The 21,492-nt window shown below is 69.2% G+C and carries 18 protein-coding genes; 11 read left to right on the top strand and 7 right to left on the bottom strand.

Annotated features, from left to right (window positions below; all coding sequences use genetic code 11):
• A partial coding sequence (locus NL1_RS27640) for an APC family permease (protein ID WP_156095083.1) occupies window positions 1-785 on the bottom strand: 785 nt, incomplete at its 3' end.
• A gap of 388 nt (window positions 786-1,173) precedes the next feature.
• Here NL1_RS27640 and NL1_RS27645 point away from each other — a divergent pair.
• Together NL1_RS27645 and NL1_RS27650 are read left to right on the top strand one after the other, a co-directional pair.
• Window positions 1,174-2,472 (top strand): ATP-binding protein, encoded by a 1,299-nt coding sequence (locus tag NL1_RS27645; RefSeq protein WP_067845219.1) that lies wholly within the window; start codon window positions 1,174-1,176, stop codon window positions 2,470-2,472.
• Between the two features lie 13 nt (window positions 2,473-2,485).
• Window positions 2,486-3,517: a tetratricopeptide repeat protein gene (locus tag NL1_RS27650; RefSeq protein ID WP_067845221.1), complete on the top strand. Its 1,032-nt coding sequence runs from the start codon at window positions 2,486-2,488 to the stop codon at window positions 3,515-3,517.
• A gap of 90 nt (window positions 3,518-3,607) precedes the next feature.
• Here NL1_RS27650 and NL1_RS27655 read toward each other — a convergent pair whose 3' ends face one another.
• Complete coding sequence (locus tag NL1_RS27655) at window positions 3,608-4,225, bottom strand: TetR/AcrR family transcriptional regulator (protein ID WP_245673572.1); 618 nt, start codon at window positions 4,223-4,225, stop codon at window positions 3,608-3,610.
• Window positions 4,226-4,415: 190 nt separating this feature from the next.
• Between NL1_RS27655 and NL1_RS27660 the strand changes: the two genes are divergently transcribed.
• The 6 genes from NL1_RS27660 to NL1_RS27685 all read left to right on the top strand — a co-directional run bounded on the left by NL1_RS27660 (window position 4,416) and on the right by NL1_RS27685 (window position 9,346).
• Entirely contained in the window at window positions 4,416-5,633 is a 1,218-nt protein-coding gene (locus NL1_RS27660; RefSeq protein ID WP_067845224.1) for an alkane 1-monooxygenase, read from the top strand.
• Window positions 5,633-5,818 (top strand): rubredoxin, encoded by a 186-nt coding sequence (locus NL1_RS27665; RefSeq protein WP_067845226.1) that lies wholly within the window; start codon window positions 5,633-5,635, stop codon window positions 5,816-5,818. The genes NL1_RS27660 and NL1_RS27665 overlap by 1 nt, the downstream gene beginning before the upstream one ends.
• Window positions 5,815-6,000 (top strand): rubredoxin, encoded by a 186-nt coding sequence (locus NL1_RS27670; RefSeq protein WP_067845227.1) that lies wholly within the window; start codon window positions 5,815-5,817, stop codon window positions 5,998-6,000. The genes NL1_RS27665 and NL1_RS27670 overlap by 4 nt, the downstream gene beginning before the upstream one ends.
• The gene (locus NL1_RS27675) at window positions 5,997-7,232 is read left to right on the top strand and encodes an NAD(P)/FAD-dependent oxidoreductase (RefSeq protein WP_067845228.1); all 1,236 of its coding nucleotides are present in this window, start codon (window positions 5,997-5,999) and stop codon (window positions 7,230-7,232) included. Before NL1_RS27670 ends, NL1_RS27675 begins: the two co-directional genes overlap by 4 nt.
• Window positions 7,233-7,334: 102 nt before the next feature.
• Complete coding sequence (locus NL1_RS27680) at window positions 7,335-7,784, top strand: Fur family transcriptional regulator (RefSeq protein ID WP_067845230.1); 450 nt, start codon at window positions 7,335-7,337, stop codon at window positions 7,782-7,784.
• Window positions 7,785-7,855: 71 nt separating this feature from the next.
• Window positions 7,856-9,346, top strand: a complete 1,491-nt coding sequence (locus NL1_RS27685; RefSeq protein ID WP_067845234.1) for a catalase — start codon at window positions 7,856-7,858, stop codon at window positions 9,344-9,346.
• A gap of 77 nt (window positions 9,347-9,423) precedes the next feature.
• On the opposite strand, the gene NL1_RS27690 is transcribed toward NL1_RS27685, so the two are convergent.
• Window positions 9,424-10,167 carry a TetR/AcrR family transcriptional regulator gene (locus NL1_RS27690; RefSeq protein WP_067845237.1) on the bottom strand — a complete coding sequence of 248 codons (744 nt, stop codon included), beginning with the start codon at window positions 10,165-10,167 and terminating at the stop codon, window positions 9,424-9,426.
• Window positions 10,168-10,323: 156 nt separating this feature from the next.
• On the opposite strand from NL1_RS27690, the gene NL1_RS27695 reads away from it, so the two are divergent.
• The 3 genes from NL1_RS27695 (at window position 10,324) to NL1_RS27705 (ending at window position 13,830) form a co-directional block, all read left to right on the top strand.
• Complete coding sequence (locus NL1_RS27695; protein ID WP_067845289.1) at window positions 10,324-11,877, top strand: MFS transporter; 1,554 nt, start codon at window positions 10,324-10,326, stop codon at window positions 11,875-11,877.
• Between the two features lie 429 nt (window positions 11,878-12,306).
• A complete protein-coding gene (locus NL1_RS27700; RefSeq protein WP_067845239.1) occupies window positions 12,307-12,801 on the top strand; it encodes a hypothetical protein in 495 nt (164 codons plus the stop codon).
• Window positions 12,802-13,161: 360 nt separating this feature from the next.
• Entirely contained in the window at window positions 13,162-13,830 is a 669-nt protein-coding gene (locus tag NL1_RS27705) for an arsenate reductase ArsC (RefSeq protein ID WP_067845241.1), read from the top strand.
• 134 nt (window positions 13,831-13,964) lie between these two features.
• Here the strand turns inward: NL1_RS27705 and NL1_RS27710 are convergent, their stop codons facing one another.
• The 4 genes from NL1_RS27710 to NL1_RS27725 form a co-directional block, all read right to left on the bottom strand.
• On the bottom strand, window positions 13,965-15,209 hold the full coding sequence (locus NL1_RS27710) for an FAD-dependent monooxygenase (protein ID WP_245673573.1): 1,245 nt from the start codon (window positions 15,207-15,209) through the stop codon (window positions 13,965-13,967).
• A 153-nt stretch (window positions 15,210-15,362) separates the two neighbouring features.
• Entirely contained in the window at window positions 15,363-17,093 is a 1,731-nt protein-coding gene (atzF, locus tag NL1_RS27715; protein WP_067845243.1) for an allophanate hydrolase, read from the bottom strand.
• Window positions 17,094-20,693 carry an urea carboxylase gene (gene uca / locus NL1_RS27720; RefSeq protein WP_067845244.1) on the bottom strand — a complete coding sequence of 1,200 codons (3,600 nt, stop codon included), beginning with the start codon at window positions 20,691-20,693 and terminating at the stop codon, window positions 17,094-17,096.
• Between the two features lie 12 nt (window positions 20,694-20,705).
• On the bottom strand, window positions 20,706-21,413 hold the full coding sequence (locus tag NL1_RS27725; protein ID WP_067845246.1) for a GntR family transcriptional regulator: 708 nt from the start codon (window positions 21,411-21,413) through the stop codon (window positions 20,706-20,708).
• Window positions 21,414-21,492: the final 79 nt, after the last annotated feature.

Here is a 21,492-nt window from a genome sequence, read left to right on the forward strand (position 1 = left end):
GCGCCCGCCGCCGAGACGACCCGCGCCAGCGGATCGGTCGCCGCGGCGAGCCCCGCCGAGCCGAGCACCGCGAGCGCAGCGGCCGCGACCACGGCGTAGACCACGAGCGCGATGGAGAGCGCGAGCATGATGGCGCGCGGAATGGTGCGCCGCGGCTCGCGCACCTCCTCGCCGAGGGTGGCGATCCGCGCGTAACCGGCGAAGGCGAAGAACAGCAGCCCGGCCGCTTCCAGCACGTCGCGCGGACCGATCCGGTCCGGCAGCGCCATCGGTTCGGTGTGCGTGCCGGACAGGCCGATCACCGCCACCATCGCCAACACCGCGAGCACGATCGCGACGATGATCCGGGTGGCCAGCGCGGACTTCTGCACGCCGGTGTAATTGATCGCGGTGATCGCCAGCACCGAGGCGACCGCGACCGCGCGGGCCTGCTCCGGCCACGCGTAGTGGCCGACCGTCAACGCCATCGCGGCGCACGAGGCCGTCTTGCCCGCCACGAAGGCCCACCCGGCCAGATATCCCCAGAACGGGCCGAGCCGTTCCCGGCCGTACACGTAGGTTCCGCCCGAGACCGGATACAGCGCGGCCAAACGCGCCGAGGACGTCGCATTGCAATATGCGAGCAGGGCGGCGATGGCGAGCGCGAGCAACAGCCACGAGCCCGCGGCGTCGGCCGCCGGTGCGAGCGCGGCGAAGATCCCGGCGCCGATCATCGAGCCGAGACCGATCAGCACCGAGTCGGTGAGTCCCAGCCTGCGGTGCAGCATGGGATCGTGCGACGTCATGCCAGCATCCTGGACGGTTTCGGTGAACGGCGCGAGAAATTCCGACGGACTTCGCAGGCGCCGATGACGCGAAAGCGCCGCCAGGTCGGGGGGTAACCTGGCGGCGCCGCTGAGTCTCGGACGCCACGCCAGCATCACGACTCGGGTGTCGACGTCCCACAAGCGCCTCTCGGCGAGTGGTCGCTCGAAGCGACGAGGGGTGCGGCCCGGGGCTGTCCGGACGCCGACAGTGACCTTCAACGGGCTCCCGGACGGAACTATTCCGGCGTCCAATTGTGTCGTGCATCACGTGTGGCGCGTAGTGCCGAGTCGCCGCGCGACGCAATGTTTCTGGACGGTAACCGTTTAAGATACGTCGTATTCGTGTGCTCGAACGGGGGGAAATGCCGTGACCGAAGATCCGGTGCTGGTCGAAATGCTTGCCGCGCTGGACCGGAGCCCTGATGTGCTCGCTCTGCGGTTGCGGGTGATCGAACTGCTCGCCGAGCGCGGCCGCCACGCCGAGGCGCTCGCCCAGTGCGGCGCCGCGCTGGGCCAGGAGCCGGGCAATGCCAGGGCGGTGGAATTGCTGCAGCAGTGCACCGCGGCGCTCGCGGGCGGCGTCGCACCGGCCACGCAACCCGCTGCCACGTCGCCCGCCGAAGCGTCGGCCGTCCCGGCTCCCGACGCCGCCGAACCCGCTTCGCCGGAGCCCGAACCGGGTGCCGTGGACTACGACTGGGACGCCGCCGAAGACCAGGTGTCCGACATCATCGCCCCGGCCTTCATCGACTCGGGCCCAACGGAATACGCCGCGGCGCCCGATGCGGGCCTGTTCTCCCGCACCCGGGTGACGCTCGCCGATATCGGCGGCATGGAAGAGGTCAAGCGCCAGCTCGATCTCACCCTGCTCGGCCCGCTGCGAAACCCCGAGCTGGCCAAGGCATTCGGCACGTCCGCGCGCGGCGGCCTGCTGCTGTACGGCCCGCCCGGCTGCGGCAAGACCTTCATCGCCTCGGCGGTGGCGGGCGAGCTCGGCGCGAACTTCTATCCGATCGAAATCGCCGACATCCTCGACATCTACACCGGTGCAAGCGAACGCAATCTGCACAGCGTGTTCGAGGTGGCCCGCCGCAACGCGCCGTGCGTGCTGTTCCTGGACGAGGTGGACGCGCTCGGCCACAAACGCAGCCAGATGTCCGGTTCGTCGACCATGCGCACCGTCGTGAATCAGCTTCTGAACGAAATGGATTCGGCCACCGTCGACAACGAGGGCGTCTACATCCTCGGCGCGACCAATCACCCGTGGGACATCGACGTCGCGCTGCGCAGGCCGGGTCGTTTCGACCGGATGATCCTGGTCGCGCTGCCGGATCCCGCCGCGCGCAAGGCGATCCTGCATTACCACTTGAGGGAGCGCCCGGTGGCGGGCATCGATCTCGGCGCGATCGCCGCGCGCACCGAGGGGTTCTCGGGCGCGGACCTGGCCCACGTGTGCACCTCGGCCACCCAGCTGGCCATGGCGGAATCGATCCGCACCGGCAACGTCCGCCCCATCGGCATGGCGGATCTGGAGGCCGCGATGGCGCAGATCAAGCCCAGCGCGGGCGCGTGGTTCGAATCGGCGCGCAATGTGGTCGAGTTCGCCAACGGCGACGGCAGCTACGACGAGCTCGCCCTGTACATGAAGCGGATGAAGATGCGCTGAAACCCCCTGTCGCATGACTATTTTCGCGCACGACGAGGTCGCGCGGGCCAAGGTCCTCATCGATCTCGGCCGGATCGAGGCGGCGCGGGCGAAGCTGGGCGCGGTGCTCGCCGCCGAACCCGACAACGCCGACGCGCTGATGTTGATGGGCTACGCCTGGTTCCGCACCGGCGAGTACGAGAGGTCCATTGGCTACAGCGCCTCCGCGCTGGCCGTCTTCCCCGACTATCAGTCCGCGCTGCGGGTGCTCGCGCTGGCCGAACAGGAACTGGCGCACCTGGCCGAGCCCGATTCCGCGCAGCGACAACGGCATTACGACCGTGCGCTGGCCGCGGCCACCCGCAGCGCGGAACTGGACCCGGAGTACGTCGAGAACCTGCGCCTGCTCGCGGGGATCCAGTCGGCGACGGACTCGGCCACCGCGCTGGCGACCATCGACCGGGCCATCGAGATCGACCCCGACCGCGCCGACCTGCACCGCGTCCGCGGCTCGATCCTGCGCCGCGGCGGGATTTCCGCATCGGGCGCGGAAGCTGCACTGCGCGAGGCGCTTCGGCTCCAACCCGAGCACGTGGACGCCACCCAGGAACTCGCACTGCTGGATCTGGACCGCGGTGATCGCGAAGCGGGCGAGCGCGGCTTGCGCATGGTCGCGCAGTGGGATCCGAGCCGCGCCGACTTCGTGCGCGAGACCCTGGCCGCGGTGGAACAGCAGGCCGAGGCAGCGGCCCGGCCGGATCCGGTGTCCAGGTCCGTGGCATTGCCGCCGGACGTGCCGGAGTCGCCGGGGTCCAACTGGTGGATCTGGGCGTTGCTCTTCGGCGCCATGGTGGTGCTCCGTCTGATCTTGTCCGCGGCGAGCACGCCGTCCGAACCGGATCCGCCGCGCCAGATTCCGACGCGCATCGTCCCATCCCTGCCGAGGACGCCCTACCTGCCGCCGTCCCTACGGCCCTGGCCGACGAACTTGCCCCGGCCGGGTGTCACGCCTCCTCGCTCGCCGCAGCGCACGCCGCCGATGACGATTCCGCCAAGGGCGACCTGAGCGGGTGCAATAACGACGGGAGACCAGCGCGTTCTCCCGTGCGGTCGACGCCTTCCCGCTCGGTCCGGCAGACCGGCGCGGAGCGGCCCGTCAGGAAACCGTCGCTCGCACGGGCGCGAACAACGCGCCGAGCGCCGAGGCGATCTGCCCGACGGCACGCTCGACCGGGCCGAGCGGCTGGAAGAGGTGACTGAGGGTGAGCCGGATGACGGTCTCGATGCGCGTCGCGAGCTCGTCGTCCGGCAGTTCGGCGAGCTCGTACCGCGCGCGCACCGCGCCGGTGACCGCGCCGAGCGCCCGGCCGAGAACGGGTTCGGGCTCGGTCATCAAGGTCGGCAGCAGGGTGGCGTTGGCGGTCGAGCGCCCGGACAGCACGGCCTCGAGTAGTTCGTTGTCGGAGCCGGTGCGCAGCGTGTAGCCGACCGCGGCGGTCAGGCCCGCGATCACGTCCCCGGGATGTGCGGCCAGGCTGTCGTCGATGCCGACCAGGAACGTCTCCAGCTCGTGCCGGATGACCAGGTCGGCGAGGTCCTGTTTGGTGCCGATCTCCTTGTAGAGCACCGGGCGGCTGACGCCGACGTCCTTGGCCACGCGCGACATGCTCACCGCGCCCCACCCCTCGGTGCAGACGAGTTCGCGCGCGGTCTCGATGACGCGTTCGCGGAGCAGTGACCGCATCCGGGTGTGAAAACTCGCCGCTTCAGGCACGTCATCCATCGTACAGACAGGCATGATTTGTCCGAGCTATTGACAATGACAACAGAAGTGTATTTCCATTGGACATGGAGGCGTTATTTGTAAAGTGCTCCGCACCACACCGGAGCGGCCACTGCACGACCGGCTTCCGGTCCTCCGGCCTCCGCTCGGCCCGCACGCGAGTTCCCCAAGGAGAGCGAGAATGACGACACCCCGAACAGACGCGCCTGCTCAGGCGCTGCACTGGGACGACAGCAAGCGGTATCTGTGGTTGTTCGGCTTGGTGGCGCCCACCGCCGTGCTGCTCGCCGCCTGGCTGGTCCGGGTGTTCAACGAACTCGGGTTGCAGCAGGTGGCGCCGGTCTGGTGGTGGATCGGCCCGCTGCTGGTCTACGTACTGCTGCCGATCCTGGATCGCTTCTTCGGCCCGGACGGGCAGAACCCGCCCGAAGAGGTCATGGAGCAGCTGGAGAACGACAAGTACTACCGGTACTGCACCTACGCCTACATCCCGCTGCAGCTGATGAGCCTGGTGTTCGCCTGCTACCTGTGGACGGCGACGGACCTGTCGTGGCTCGGCATCGACGGCGGCCTCGGCCTGATCTCGAAGATCGGCCTCGCGCTGAGCATCGGCACGATGGGCGGCGTCGGCATCAACACCGCGCACGAACTGGGCCACAAGAAGGACGAGCTGGAGCGCTGGCTGTCCAAGATCACCCTCGCCCAGACGTTCTACGGCCACTTCTACATCGAGCACAACCGCGGCCACCACGTCCGCGTCGCGACCCCCGAGGACCCGGCCAGCGCGCGTTTCGCCGAGACGTTCTGGGCCTTCCTGCCGCGCAGCGTGTGGGGCAGCCTGCGCTCGTCCTGGGAGCTGGAGAAGACCCGGCTGCAGCGAATGGGCAAGAGCCCGTGGTCGATTCACAACGACGTGCTCAACGCCTGGCTCATGTCCGTGGTGCTGTGGGGCGCGCTGGTCGCGGTGTTCGGGCCGGTCGTGTTGCCGTACCTGATCATTCAGGCGGTCTACGGCTTCTCGCTGCTCGAGACGGTGAACTACCTGGAGCACTACGGCCTGCTGCGGCAGCGGACCGCGTCGGGCCGCTACGAGCGGTGCACCCCGGAGCACAGCTGGAACTCCGACCACATCGTCACCAACATCTTCCTGTACCACCTGCAGCGGCACAGCGACCATCACGCCAACCCCACCCGGCGGTATCAGACCCTGCGCAGCATGGACGGCGCGCCGAACCTGCCGAGCGGCTACGCCAGCATGATCGGCCTGGCCTATCTGCCGCCGCTGTGGCGCAAGGTGATGGATCACCGGGTGCTCGCGCACTACGGCGGCGACATCACCCGGGTGAACATCCAGCCGAGCAAGCGCGACCGTGTGCTGGCGACGTACGGGGTGCGGTGATGGCCGTCTACCGCTGTCCCGGCTGCGATTACGCCTACGACGAGGTCGCGGGCGCGCCCCGCGAGGGATTCCCGCCGGGCACGCCGTGGTCCGCGGTGCCCGACGACTGGTGCTGCCCGGACTGCGGCGTCCGGGAAAAGCTCGACTTCGAAAACCCTTCCATCACTACAGGACACGAACGATGAACACCGATTACAAACTTTTCCGATGCGTCCAGTGCGGCTTCGAGTACGACGAAGCCATCGGCTGGCCCGAGGACGGCATCGAGCCGGGCACCCGCTGGGACGACATCCCTGACGACTGGTCCTGCCCCGATTGCGGTGCGGCCAAAGCGGATTTCGAGATGGTCGAGGTCAGTCGCGCATGACCGAGCAGATCGTGATCGTCGGCGCGGGAGTCGCGGGCGCCACCGCGGCAAAGACCCTGCGCGCCGAAGGCTATTCGGGACGCATCGTCCTGGTCGGGGCCGAGGACGCCCTGCCGTACCGGCGTCCCATGGTCTCGAAGGAAATGCTGGCGGGCACCGCGGTCGAGCGAAGGACGCTGCTCGATTCCGCGGAGTCCTGGCGGGACAAAGACATCGAGCTGCGCACCGGCATCCGGGTCGAGGGCATCGACACCGAGCGCGGACACATCCGGTTGGCCGCGGGCGAGACGCTCGGCTACGACCGCCTGCTGCTGGCGACCGGCGCGCGCGCCCGGAGCCTGCCCGCCCCGCAGCGAAATGTGCACACCCTGCGCGGCGCCGCCGATATCGGACCGCTGCGCGCGGCGATCGACGCGGGTAAATCGCTGTTGATCGTCGGCGGCGGGCTGATCGGCTGCGAGGTCGCGGCCACCGCGCGGTCGCTCGGCGCGGAAGTAACCGTCGTGCACGCCGGATCGGCCCCGCTGGACCGTGTTGCCCCGCCCTCGGTCGGCTCGTTCTACCGAAAGCTGCACGCCGACAATGGCGTCGAGATCCTCGACGAGGTGACGCTGACCCGCCTGGAGGGTCGCGAGGACGGCGTCACGGCGACCGCGCACGACGGCAGGAGGTGGTCGGCAGGCGTGGCGCTGATCGCCATCGGCTCGGTTCCCGACACCGATCTCGCGGCGGCGGCGGGGCTGGCCGTCGACGACGGCATCCTCGTCGACGAGCACTACCGCACCTCCGCGCCGGGGGTCTACGCGGCGGGCGACGCGGCCAACCGGTTCGATCCGGACCTCGGCGCGCGCGAACGCACCGAGCACTGGAACAGCGCGCTGGCCCATGGCGCGGCCGCCGCGAGATCGATGCTCGGCAAACCGGCTGCCCGCCGGGACGTCTCGTGGGGCTGGTCCACCCAGTACGGCCTCAACCTGCAGTTCGCGGGCAGGCTGCGGCACGACGACGACTTCGTGCTGCGCGGCACGCTCGCCGAGCCGAACTTCACCGTGCTCGCCCTGCGCCATCGCAGGCTGGTCGGCGCGGTCGCGATCGCGAGGCCGTCGGACATCCGCGCCGCCCGCGAGCTGATCGGCCACGGCGCGGTCCTCGACCTCGTCGCGTGGTCCGACGAATCGCTGGATCTGGCCGAACTCGTCGCCCGCCACGGCGTCGGCGCCGTGCAGCGCTGAGCCTTCGCTGTCGCCACGAGCGGCACCGATCAGGTAATTCTACGCAAAACTGGAAAAGATCGTTTTCTTGACTGATTCCAGAAAAGCTTGCATCATGGGTTCATGCACACCAACGACGCCGACCCTCGCTCCTGGCTGCGAGCGGCGGGCCTGCGGGTTACCGCCCCGCGGGTCGCGGTGCTGAATGCGGTCGCCGACCGGCCGCATACGGACGCCGATCGGGTGGCTGCCACGGTCCGGGAGGCCCTGGGTTCGGTGTCCACACAGGCCGTCTACGACGTGCTGAACGCCTGTGTGCGTGCCGGAATCCTGCGGCGCATCGAACCCGCGGGCTCGCCCGCGCTGTACGAGACCCGGATCGGCGACAACCACCACCACCTGGTGTGCCGGAACTGCGACACGGTCGTCGACGTGGACTGTGTCGTTGGCAGCGCCCCGTGCCTGGAGCCATTGAACGACCACGGCTTCGTGGTCGACGAGGCCGAGGTCGTGTTCTGGGGCCTGTGCCCGACCTGCCGCTCGCGCGAGCGGAGCCAGGACGGGGTGGATTGAGCCCCGCTCACCTCGACGGCCCGGGATCAGCCCATCCCGGGGACATTGCTCAGTTGCGAAGGAGGCTTCGAATGACCAAGCCGACAACCACGAACACGGGAACGCCGGTCGAGAGCGACAACGAATCGCTCACCGCGGGTGCGCAGGGCCCGATCCTGCTGCACGACCACTACCTGATCGAGAAGCTCGCCCAGTTCAACAGGGAACGGGTGCCGGAGCGGATCGTGCACGCCAAGGGCGCGGGCGCCTACGGCGAGCTGGTCGTCACCAACGATGTCAGCGAGTACACCAAGGCCAAGCTGTTCCAGCCCGGCGCGCGCACCGAATCGCTGGTCCGGTTCTCCACCGTCGCGGGCGAGCAGGGCAGCCCCGACACCTGGCGCGACCCGCGCGGTTTCGCGGTGAAGTTCTACACCGAGGACGGCAACTACGACCTCGTCGGCAACAACACCCCGATCTTCTTCATCAAGGATCCGATCAAGTTTCCCGACTTCATTCGCTCGCAGAAGCGGTTGCCGGGCAACGGTCTTCGCGACCACAACATGCAGTGGGACTTCTGGACCCTGCGCCCGGAGACCGCGCACCAAGTGACCTGGCTGATGGGCGATCGCGGCATCCCGAAGACCTACCGGCACATGAACGGCTACGGCTCGCACACCTACCAGTGGATCAACGCTGCCGGTGAGCGCTTCTGGGTGAAGTACCACTTCAAGACCGATCAGGGCATCGACTACCTGACCCAGGCCGAGGCCGACCGGATCGCGGGCGCCGACGCCGATTACCACCGCAAGGACCTGTGGGAGGCGATCGAGCGCGGCGAGTTCCCGAGCTGGACGGTGTCCGTTCAGGTGATGCCGGTGGCCGAGGCGGAGGATTACCGCTTCAACCCGTTCGACCTGACCAAGGTGTGGTCGCACAAGGACTATCCGCTGATCGAGGTCGGCAAGTGGACCCTGAACCGGAACCCGGCGAACTACTTCGTCGATATCGAGCAGGCCGCGTTCGAGCCGTCCAACGTCGTGCCCGGCATCGGCTTCTCGCCGGACAAGATGCTGCTCGGCCGCGTGTTCGCCTACGCCGACGCGCACCGCTACCGCATCGGGACCAACTACGCGCAGCTGCCGCCGAACCAGGCGAGGGCCGCGGAGGTGAACTCCTACTCCAAGGAGGGCGCCATGCGATACCACTACAACGACGCGAGTGTTCCTGTGTACGCGCCGAATTCGTTCGGCGGTCCGCACGCCGACCCGGAGCGCGCGCCCGACGGCGGCATCTGGGACTTCGACCCGACGATCGTGCGGGCCGGCTACGTCCAGCACGCAGAGGACGGCGATTTCACCCAGGCGGGCACGCTCGTTCGCGAGGTGCTGAACGACGATCAGCGGGATCGCCTGGTGGACAACATCGTCGGGCACGTCCTCGGCGGCGTCCGTGAGCCGGTGCTGTCGCGGGTCTTCGAGTACTGGAAGAACGTCGACTCCGAGCTCGGCAAGCGCGTCGAGGAGGGCGTGCGTGCCGGATCGAACGGCAACGGTTCGGCCACGCCGCCCGCACAGGGCTGACGTTCGCAAACGATCAAAGGTGCGCACCGAAACAGGTGCGCACCTTTTGCATTCTCCCGCAGCGGTTCTCGCTGCATTCACCCTCGAACGTGTTCGCGAAACGCGGGATCCAGGCCGTCGAGAATGATCTCGACCTGCTGAGCGAAGGTGTCGGCGGGCATCTGCACGTCGGCGACGTCCAGTCTGGACGTGTAGCGCTTGTGCAGCCGGGGGTAGTTCCGGGACGCGGCTTCGCCCGCCGCCAGCATCTTGCCGAGCCAGTCCGCGACATCGAGCCCGCTGCGCCGGATCACCGCCATCGAGGCCGCTTCTGCCGCGGTGACTCCCACGACGTAGCCGAACAGCACGTTCATCGCGTTGTCCGCGCGCTCATCGTCGAACCCGGCGGATTCGAGCACCGAGAGGACGCCCTCGCAGGAGCGCATCATGTTCGGCCCCAGGTACAGGGTGCCGATTTCGCCGAACACCGCGGCGAGCCACGGGTTGCGCAGGATCAGCCCGCGCAGTTCGGTCGCGAACTCCCGCATGGCGGCGCGCCAGCCCCCGGGGTGCGCGGGATCGGGGACGGTCAGCTCGCCCATCACCTTGTCGGCGGCCAGCTCGACGATCTCGTCCTTGTTGGCGACGTGGGTGTAGAGCGAGGTGGCCCCCGCGTTCAGTTTCGCGCCGAGCTTGCGCATGCTCAGCGCCTCGGTACCCTCGCTGGCCAGCAGTTCGATGGCCGCGTCGACTATCTGCGCGCGGCTCAGCGCGGGCTGGTCGCGCTTGCGCCGCTGCGGCCTCGTCCATACCGACTGGATCTCCCCGTCGTCGATATCCATCAGCGCTCCTCCTCGGTTCTCTCGCCAGGATAACGCGTGCTCGCACGCCGTTCGTGTGATCACACGATGTTCGGTGTTGCAAACAGTGTACGTGTGACCGTACAGTGTTCGGAAGTAGCGCACGCTGTGCGGAACGGGTACTGGAAAGGGCTCCCGATGAATACGACCGACGTCGCAGACGCGACAGGCCGCAACCCGCGGCGCTGGCTGATCCTGATCGTGCTGTGCCTGAGCACCCTGGTGCTGGTCATCGACAACATGGTCTTGAACGTGGCCATCCCGCAGATCGCCACCGATCTCGGGGCGAGCGCCCAGGACATCCAGTGGATCATCGACTCCTACATCCTGGTGTTCGCAGGCCTGCTGCTCACCTCGGGCAGCCTGTCCGACAAGTTCGGCCGCAGGCTGGTGATGGTCGCGGGGTTGGCGCTGTTCGGCGCGGCATCGGTCCTCGCGGCCTTCGCGACGACGCCCGAACTCCTCATCGCGGGCCGGGTGGTCATGGGCATCGGCGGCGCGCTGATCATGCCGAGCACCCTGTCGATCCTGATCACCGTCTTCGACGAGGACGAGCGGCCCAAGGCGATCGCGGCGTGGAGCGCGGTCGCGGTGGTCGGTATGGTCGGCGGCCCGGTCACCGGAGGGCTGCTGCTCGACCACTTCTGGTGGGGTTCGGTGTTCGTCCTGAACGTGCCGGTGGTGGTGCTGGCGATCGTCGCCGCGCTGGTGCTGATGCCGGAATCGAAGGGTCCGTGGCGCAAGCCGGATCTGCCGGGCATGGTGCTGTCCATCGTCGGCATGACCGCGCTGGTCTGGACGATCATCATGGTCCCGACGCACGGGTTCACCGACGCGGGCACCGTGACCGCGGGCGCGGTCGCGGTGATCTCCCTGGCGGGCTTCGTGATTCGCGAGCTGACCACCGACACCCCGATGGTCCCGCTCGAGCTGTTCCGCAACCGGGTCTTCACCGGCTCGAGCTTCTCGCTGGTGCTGCTGACCTTCGCCAACGGCGGCCTGCTGCTGGCGCTCACCCAGTACCTGCAGTTCGTGCTGGAGTACACCCCGACCCAGACCGCGTTCGCGTTCACTCCGATGGCGGTGGCCGTGCTGGTCTGCAACGGAGTCGGGGCCACGCTGGCGAGCAAGGTCGGCAACCGCAGCATCACCGCCTTCGGCCTGACGGTGACCGCCGCCGGCTTCGGGATGCTCACCCTGCTGGAGCCGAGTTCGGAGTTCTGGCTGCCCGCGCTCGCCATGGCCGTCATGGGCGGTGGCTTCGGTCTGGCGATGCCCGCGACGATCGGCGCGCTGATGGGCGCGGTGCCCGGCGAGCACGCGGGCGTCGGCTCCGCGCTCAACGACACCATCCAGCAGGCCGGCGCGGCCCTCGGCGTCGCGGTGCTCGGCGCCATCCTGTCGAGCACCTACTCCGACGCGATGCCCGCGGACGCTCCGGAATCCGGCCGTGAGTCCATCTCGGACGCGCTGACCATCAGCGCCGCCACCGGTGACACCGGCCTGGCCGAGGCGGCCAGGGCGGCCTTCACCTCCGGAATGTCGACCACCTTCGTCGTGGCCGCCTGCTCGGTGCTCGCCGCCGCCGCGCTCTCGCTGGTCCTGCTGCGGGAACGCAAGGCGGATCCGGACGCGCCGGTCACGGAAGCGGACGAGGCTGTCGAGGAGCTCGCCACCGACGCCGCACGCTGAGCGAGCGGACGCCGAGCTATCGAAGAACCGCGCCCCCGGCCGAGAAGGCCGGGGGCGCGGTCGTTTTCGTCGTCAGGTGGGCGGGCCGGTGAGTCCGAAACGCCGTTTCGGTTCGCCGAAGTACGGCGGATCGACCCCGAGGCAGACCTGGCCGGTTTCACGGCCAGGTTGTCGTTTCTCTACAGCAATCCGAACCAGTACAGCATTGTGGCAAGGATCCAGACCACCACGGTTTCCATCGTCGCTCCAATCATCGATCACACCGATTCCATCATCGCTCGCGCAGCGCGGAAGTGTTAGCGAATCCCGATCTACCAGGGGCTTCAGTCATACAAGGTGTTCTTAAGGGCGCGCCAAGACGCGGGCCGCATTGTTTGTGTCAACACCGGAACAACCGGGACAACGGACCTGACGAAGGACGCACAGACGATGATCGGCAAGCTGACCACCGCACTCGCTCTCTCGACCACCACCGCTGCTCTCGTGTTCGGTGCGGGAACGGCTGCCGCCGACACCACCGGAGTCCCCGGCGTCGCGCTCACCGGCCAGGCCACCTGCACCCACAAGGACGACCGGATCGAGATCGAGATCGCCGCCCCGATCGTCTACGCCCAGCCCGGGTACCGCCCCGGCGAGCACCAGCAGATCCGGTACCGCACCGTCGTCTACGACGCGGCCCAGCACACCCTGGCCAGCGCGGGGGAGTGGGAGAAGGGCAAGGCCACCGACACCAAGGCGGCCGAGATGGACGACACCACAGTGAAGGTGCTGCGCAACGACCCGAACGCCTATCAGGTCGTGCAGCAGGTCGAGTGGCTGGCGCCGGACGGGGAGAACCCGGTCGCCGCCACCGATCTCGCCGCCACCGGCTATCTGATCAAGGACGGCCGCACCGTACTCGGCACCTTCGAGTACTGCCAGTAACCAGGGGGAAGGGGGGAACAAGCCACCACCGGGGGTGGGGAACCGGGCGCGGCCTGTCCACGAGGGGTGACAGGCCGGGCCCCGGGGATAACCCGGCCGGGTCGGTCCACGAGGGGTGACCGACCCGGCCGGATCCCTCCGGCGGCGCCATCGACGGCTCTTCCTGGAGCTGGTGGGCGAAGGAGGATCGCCCCCTGCCGAAGGTAACCGTCCGGTCGCAGGCCAGGATTTCCCGCCCAAAGGTATGGGCGGGCCGGTTCACGAGGGGTAACCGGCCCGCCCCATCGTTGTCACCTCGGCGGATCGCGTTCACGGTAAGTTCGTTTGCGGCGCCGAACATCCGGCTGTCACGCTGGATAGATGGAACGCTCGGTCACGCCGACAGGGCCTGCCTACCGCCTGCTGGCCCTCGATCACGAGACGCAGTTGCGCCTCGCCGAAAAGCAGCTGCTCGACGAGTTCGCCACTATGTTCGAGCCCGAAATCGTTGTGGGTTACCTCTTTTCGTCGTACGAGGCGTTCATCGCGCGGGCCACGGTGACGCTGTACCTGCCGACCCTCGCGGAGAAGTTCGCCCGCCAGCGGCTGGAAGCCAGGGCGAAGCTGGAAGGCAAAGTGGCGCAAGCCCGTCCGACCGTCTTGTTCTTGTGCACGCACAACGCGGGCCGTTCCCAGATCGCCCTCGGCTTCTTCACCCATCTCGCTCGCGGCCGTGCGGTGGCTTGGTCGGGCGGCTCGGAGCCGAGTTCGCGGCTCAATCCGGCCGCGGTCGACGCGATGGCCGAGGTCGGCATAGACATCTCGGACGAGTACCCGAAACCGTGGACCGAGGAGATCGTTCGCGCGGCCGACGTCATCGTCACGATGGGCTGTGGGGACACCTGCCCGCTGGTGCCGGGCCCGCGCTACCTGGAGTGGATCATCGAGGACCCGGCCGGATTGGAACTCGAGGACGTGCGGCCCATCCGGGACGACGTGGGGCAGCGGGTCGAGGGTCTGCTCGCGGAACTCGGTGTGCCGGTCCGCTAGTCGCTTCGCTCAGACGACCGGCTGCGCCGTATAAGCGTTCCTCCGCCTTCGCTCCGGCCGTGCGCGGCTACCGACGGACTGCGTCCGGCTGCGTCGGATAGGCGTACCTCCGCCTTCGCTCCGGCCGTGCGCGCCTACCGACGGACTGCGTCCGGCTGCGTCGGATAGGTGGGCAGCTCGTAGGACTCGGTCGCGGTGAGCATCTTCATCATCAGCGGTTTCATCACCTTGGCGGTCATCAGGCGGGCCACCGCGCGCCCCGCGCGGATGCCGAGCCGGGTCTTCGGTGTCATCGCGCGCAGACCGCCGGGCGGCAGTTCCCCGGCCTTGGCGACGAAGGGGCGCAGCACCTCCTCGTAGCGGGCCAGCGCGCGCTCCGGTTCCGTTGCGTGCGCGGCGATTTCACCGGCCAGGACATAGGCGCCCACCAGTGCCATGGCGGTGCCCTGCCCGGTCAGCGGTGAACCGCAGTATCCGGCGTCGCCGAGCAGGGCGACCCGGCCGCGGATCCAGCTCGGCATGTCGATGCGGGCCAGTTCGTCGAAGTAGAAGTCCTCGGCCTCGGTCATCGCGGCGCTGATGAGGGCCGAGTGCCAGCCGCCGCCCGCGAGCCGCTCCCTGATCAACGCCTGCTGCGCCTCGACATTGCGGCGCAGCGCGGGATCCGCGGCGCCGCGGATCATGATGATCGCCTTGGTGGTCGCCGGGTCGGGGTCCGGGCGCAGCCCGATGCCGGTCGCGCCGACCAGTGAGTGCATCGAGAACCAGTGCGGCTCGGTGCCTTTCGGGGTCGGCATGGTGAAGAAGGACATGTAGCCGCCCAGGTAGGTGGCGAAGTCTTCCTCCGGTCCGAACACCAGTTGCCGTGTCGCGGAGTGCAGTCCGTCGGCGCCGATCAGGATGTCGAAGCGCTCGACGGCGCCGGAAGCGAAGGTGACCTCGACACCCGCGGCGTCCTGCCGGACGTCGGTGATCCATTCGCCGTAGCGGTAGTCGGTCCCGCCCTCCTCCGCCAGCGCGTCGAGCAGCACCTGGTTCAGATCACCCCTGGTGATCTCGATTTCGGCGACGCCGCCCTTGCCGTCGAACAACTCGGCGGGCACCCGCAGCTCCTCGCGACCCGCGTCGTCGACGTAGAGCATGCCGCGCTCGTCGAGCTGCTTGGCCGCGATACCGGGCATCAGGCCCATGCGCTCGGCAACATCGCGGCTGGGTCCGCGCAGGTCGACCGCCTGTCCGCCGGGGCGCGGCGCGGTGGCCCGCTCGACGACGGTGGCGTGGATGCCCGCGCGGAGCAGTTGCAGCGCAACGGCGTTGCCGCCGATGCCGCCGCCGCTGATCAGGACGCGCGGGGAGGTCGGGCTGGGGGAGATGCTCACGGTCTGCTCCTTGTTGGTTCGAATGTCTTAGACAAATGTCTAACAGAAAGGTTGCACGTTTGTCTAGTACAAATGTCTAAACTTCCGCTGACCAGGGCGTGCAGACGCCGATGGCCCGGCAGCGGGTAGCTGCCGGGCCATCGGTGCGCGAAATCAGTTCGCGGCGTTCAGATACGCCTTCCAGCCGCCGAATTCGGTGATGTCGGTGGCCGTCAGCGCCGCGTCGTAGGTGCAGGCGAAACCGACCACCGACCTGCCGTCGGCGAGTTCGATGCTGGTCAGCGCCATGGGCGGGGGCAGTTCCGCGAGGAAGCCGCCGAGCCCGGCACGCGAGACGGTGAACAACTCGCCGAGAATCGGCTCGCCGAGCCCGGCACCGTGCCGGACCAGTCCCGGCTTGGCGGGCACGGTGTCGAGTGCGGTCAGCCGATAGGCGTCGCTGGTGCGGATTTCCCCGGCGAACCGGGCGCCGATCCGCTCGAGCTGCCAGTGCAGCGGTTGGCCGCGCAGGTGCGCACCGAACACGGCCAGCTCCACACCGTCGTGGACCAGCAGCGGCGCCTGCTCGAGCCCGGCCACGCGGGCGGCGATATCGATCGCGACCTGATCGCCGAAGGCGGGCGTCACCACCATCACGCCGAACGGAGCGCCCGCCGCGGTCGGCGCGCCGGGAACGGCGACGGCGGCCATGTCCAGCAGATTGCAGAAGTTGGTGTAGGTACCCATGCGCCGGTTGATGCCGATCGGATCCGCCTGCACCGCCGCGATACTCGGGTGTTCGGTGGTGGTCGGCAGCAGCAGCGCGTCGCAATCCAGCAGCAGCGCGGCGTCGGCGCGCGCCCGGGTCAGCGCGTCGAGGTCGGCGGCGAAGGCGGGGCCGGTGGTCGACCCTGCCGCGCCGATGATGGCCGCCACCGTGGGATCCGCGCCCGCCGGATCGGTCGCCAGGAATTCCCCCACCGCGGCATAGCGTTCCGCGACGATCGCGCCGTCGTAGAGCAGGCGGGCGGCGTCCAGCAGGGGCGAGATGTCCAGCTCGATCGTCTCGATGCCGGAATCGGTCACGGCGGCAACGGTTCTGGCGAAGGCATCGCGGTAGTCGCCGGACAGGGCGGCGAGGTCGGCGGCGTGCGGCACCGCCACCCGCGGCGTCCGCGGCGCGGCGAGCCGGACGTTTGCGGGCCAGGTGCGGCTGCGCGGGTCGCCCGCATCGGGGCCCGCCATCACGGCCGCCGCGGCCACCGCGCGATCGAGATCCGGTGCGAACACCGTGACGGCGTCGTAGTCCGCGCAGGCCGGGACGAGGCCGTGCGCGGGGATGATCCCGAGCGTGGCTTTGATGCCGACGATGCCGTGCAGCGCCGCGGGCACCCGCCCCGAGCCCGCGGTGTCGGTGCCGACGCCGATGTCGGCGAGCCCGAGCGCGACCGCGACCGCCGAACCCGAGGACGAGCCACCCGAGATCAGCTCGGGATGGTCGGCATGCCGGACCGCGCCGTACGGGCTCCGGGTGCCGACCAGGCCGGTGGCGAACTGATCCAGGTTCGTCTTGCCGAGCACGATGGCCCCTGCCGTCTGCAGTCGCGCGACCGCCGCTGCGGTAGCCGTTGCCGGATAGGCGAATTCGGGGCACGCCGCGGTGGTGGGCAAGCCCGCGACGTCGATGTTGTCCTTGACCGCGACCAGCTGTCCGGCCAGCGGCAGCGTCTCGCCCGCGGCCAGCCGTCGCTCCACCTCGGCAGCGTCGGCGGCGGTCTCGTGCTCGGGACGCAGCGTGATCCACACCTCGGGGCGGTCCACCTCGGCGATGCGCCGATACGCGGCCGCGACCCGCGCGGTGGGTGAGTCCTGATGGGCGGTGGGGCCGAGAACGCCTGCGGTCATTCAGTCCACTCCGATCACTGCTAGCGGGGTACCCGGCGCCACCTTGGCGCCCGGCGCGGTCAGCACCCTGAGCACCGTGCCCGCACCCGGGCTGTGCACGGGCAGCTCCAGCTTCATGGCCTCCAGGATGGCTATCGGCGCACCGGCCTCGAGCCGCTGCCCCTCCTCGACCTCGACGCGCCACACATTGCCGATCATCGGTGCGGTCACGACCGTCGCGTCGGCGGGCAGCCCGGCCAACGGATCCGCGACGGGTTCCCGCGGCGCCGGTTCGGTCGCGGCGCGCTCGAATTCGCCCGCCGCGTGCCACGCCCGCTTCTCCGCCTCGAACGCCGCTGTCTGCTTTTCTTCGAATTCCGCGATGGCGTCGACATTTTCGGCGAGCAGGCGCAGGTGATCGGCCAGCGCGAAACTACCCTCGCCGACCTCGGCGTCGAAGCGGCCCGCGGCCGCCGCCGCGCGGTGCTCGAGCAGTTCCTCGGGGCTCACCGGCTCCCAGACGATGCGGTCGAAGAAGCGGAACAACCATGGGGTGCCCGGCTCGAAGGGCGCGGCCTGCCGGTAACTGGACCAGATCGGCACGGTCCGGCCGATCAGCTGGTAGCCGCCGGGTGAGGCCATCCCGTAGACGCACAGGTACTTGCCGCCGATGCCGACTGCGTCCGAGGGGGTCCAGGTGCGCGCCGGGTTGTATTTGGTGGTCACCAGGCGGTGCCGCGGATCGAGCGGAACGGCCAGCGGCGCACCGAGATACACGTCGCCGAGGCCGAGCACCAGGTATTCGGCGTCGAACACGGTGTCGCGCACCTGCTCGACGCTGTCGAGTCCGTTGATGCGCCTGATGAATTCGGTATTCGAGGGCAGCCACGGCGCGGTGTCGCGCACGCCGCTGCGATAGCGGTCGATCGCCTCGGCGATGGAGGGATCGTCGAACGAGAGCGGCAGCCGGATGGTCCGGCTCGGCACCACCAGATCGTGGGTCGCCGGCAGCTCCGCTTCCAGCTCGACGAGCGTGCCGAGCAGCCGGTGCTGGGCGAGCACGTCCGGGTCGAAGTGGATGTGCAGCGAGCGCACGCCGGGAGTCACGTCCACGATGCCGGGCAGGCGTGCCGCGGCCAGCGCCTCGGCGAGTGCGTGCACCCGCATGCGCAGCCCCAGATCCAGCACCATCTCGCCGTATTCGACGAGGATGTTGTCGTCACCGCCGCGCAGATACGCCACCCGCGGCCGGTCGTCGTCGCCGGGCGAGGTGCCGAGGACACCGCGATCGCCGAGCGCCTCGCCGGTGCGGGGGGCAGTCGCCTTCGCGCGCCGATCGTCGGAGCGACGCAGGGCCGTCGCCTCGGTGTCGTCGACGGGCACGAATCGGACGGTGTCGCCGGGCCGGAGCTGACCGAGCTTCCACCGGTGCGCCGAGACCACGGTGAGCGGGCAGGCGAAGCCGCCGAGGCTCGGTCCGTCCGGGCCGAGCAGGATCGGGGTGTCGCCGGAGACGTTGAGCGCGCCGACGCTGTAAGGGTTGTCGTGCAGGTTCGACGGGTGCAGTCCGGCCTCGCCGCCGTCGGCCCGCGACCAGGCCGGCTTGGGGCCCTCCAGCCGGATGCCGGTGCGGTTGGCGTGGCTGCCGACTCGCCACGGGTGCGCCGCGAACTGGTCCATGTCCGCGTCGGTGAAGTAGGCGGGCGCGGTCTGCGGGCCGATGCCGACGGCCAGCTGCCACTCGTGGGTGAACTCGGGCCGCGTCGGCGCCGCGGCCGGTTCGCCGAGCTCCGCACGGTCGGCGACGATGTGCAGAACATCGCCCGCCGCAACGGCTTTGCCCGTGGTTCCGCCGAATCCGCCGAGGGTGAAGGTGGACGCGCTGCCGTGGTAGAGCGGGGCGTCGAGGCCGCCGCGCACGGCGAGATAGGTGCGCAGACCGGTGCCGGTCGGTGCGCCGATGTCGAGCACCGCGCCCGCGGGGACCGTGATCGGTTCCCACATCGGCGCCGGGTCGTGGTCGACGGTGATCGGTGCGTCCGCGCCGGTCACGCAGACCACCGTGGCGGCGGCGAAGTGCAGGCGCGGACCCTGGAGCGTGCACTCCAGCGCGGGCACGCCCGGCGGATTACCGACCGCGACATTGGCGAGGGTGAACGAGAGATCGTCCATCGGTCCGGACGGCGGAATCCCCACCTCCCACAGGCCGATTCGACCAGGAAGATCCTGGATGGTGGTCATGGTGCCGCCGCGCAGCACGTCGATGCGCGCCGCCTCGGGATGGATGCTGGCCAGCGTTGCGGTGCCGTGCGCGGCGCTGCGCACCCTCGGATCCGTTGCCGCGGCGCGTAATTGGGCGATGTTGGTCTGCACGCCGTGAATCCGGGTCGCGGCGAGGGCGTCGGCCAGGCCGTCGAGGGCGGCGTCGCGAGTGGGAGCCGCGGCGATCACCTTGGCCAGCAGCGGGTCGTAGTACGGGCTCACCTCGGTGCCGGTGCTCACCCAGGTGTCGACGCGCACGTCGGCGGGGAATTCGGCGGCCGTGACGAGTCCGGCGCTCGGCTGGTAGTCCTGGCCGGGATCCTCGGCGTAGACCCGGGCTTCGACGGCCCAGCCGGACGGGGCCGGACCGGTCTCCGCCAGCCCGTCCAGCATGGTCGCGTCCCCGCCCGCGAGGCGCAGCATCCACTCGACCAGGTCGACGCCGGTGATCGCCTCGGTCACCGGGTGTTCCACCTGGAGCCGGGTGTTCATCTCGAGGAACGAGGCCGCGCCGAGCTCGGAGTCGTAGACGAATTCCACCGTGCCCGCCGAGCGGTAGTCGACGGACCTGGCCAACTCCCGTGACACGGTGAGCAATTGGTTGGTCAGCTCCTCGCCGAGCCCCGGCGCGGGCGCTTCCTCGATCACCTTCTGGTTGCGCCGCTGCAACGAGCAGTCCCTGGTGCCGAGGCTGACCACCCGGCCGTGCCCGTCACCGAACAACTGCACCTCGACGTGCCTGGCGCGGGCCACGAAACGCTCCAGGAAGACTCCCGTCGAGGAGAAGTTCGTGGCGGCGAGGCGCTGCACCCGCCGGTAGGCCGCGCGGAGTTCGTCCGCGGTGAAACAGCTCTGCATGCCGATGCCGCCACCGCCGCCGACGGCCTTGAGCATCACCGGAAAACCGATCCGCTCCGCCTCGGCCACCGCGTGGTCGGCCGAATCCAGCAGGCCGCGCCCGGGAATCAGCGGCACCCCGACGCGTTTCGCGGCCTCGCGTGCGGTGTGCTTGTCGCCGAAGATCCGCAGCTGCTCCGGCGTAGGACCGACGAACGCGATGCCTGCTTCGGCCACCGCGGTCGCGAAATCCGCGTTCTCCGAGAGGAATCCGTAGCCGGGATGAATCGCGCCCGCGCCGGTCGCCAGCGCCGCCTCGATCACCAGGTCGGCGCGCAGATACGACTCGGCGGCCTGCGCGGGGCCGAGCCGGACCGCGGCATCGGCGAATTCGACATGCGGCGCCGCGGCGTCCGCGTCGGAGTAGACGGCGACGGTCTTCAGGCCGAGCGCCTTCGCGGTCCGCAGCACCCGGCTCGCGATCTCGCCGCGGTTGGCGACGAGCACAGTATCGAAATCCACCGTGGGCTCCCTCTATTCAGTTGCCATCGACATCGCGGTGATGGCGCGGGTGACGCGCTCCAGAACGACGTCGAGTGATTCCCCGATGTGGGTGTGCAGCAGGCGATACGCCAGCGGCAGGTCTTCGGCGAGCACCGCGTCGAGGATCGCGAGGTGCTCGGTGATCGTGGTCTCGATCCGGTTGTTGACCATGAAGTCGTACATGCGCACGTGCCGGATCCGGGAGTTCGCCGATTTCAGCGCGCGCACCAGTTCGGCATTGCCCGCGGCGGTGAGCAGGGTGACGTGGAATTCCTCGTCGCGCACCACGAAACCCGGCTCCTGCTCCGGCGGATCGGCCTGCAATTCGAGCCAGCTCGCCCGCTCGGCCTCCAGCAGCGCGCGGTCGTGGCGCACCTCGGGATTGCCGATGGCGCGCTGAATCCCGCCGAGCTCCAAGGTGATTCGCAACTCGTACAGATCGCGAATCAGCGGAATGCTCGGCCGCACCGGGCTGAAGCCGTACTCCTCGCGGCGCAGCAATCCGTCCGAGCACAGCACGGTGAGCGCCTCTCGGATCGGCGTGCGCGAAATACCGAAGCGCGCAGACAATTTCGGCTCGGTCAGCCGCTCCCCGAACTTGATGTCCCCATTCATCAGCTCATCGCGCAACGTCGTATACACCACGTCCCGCAACGGCCTTCCCGCTGCATCAGCCAGCGTGGCCACCCGTGTCGACATGCATGTATACGCTATGGACCTCGCGTTTCCACCATGTGTCCGCAAGTTATCAAGCGGTAAGCGTCTCCTCACCGCCCCC

This window comes from Nocardia lijiangensis NBRC 108240 (assembly GCF_001613045.1).
Lineage (GTDB): Bacteria > Actinomycetota > Actinomycetes > Mycobacteriales > Mycobacteriaceae > Nocardia > Nocardia lijiangensis.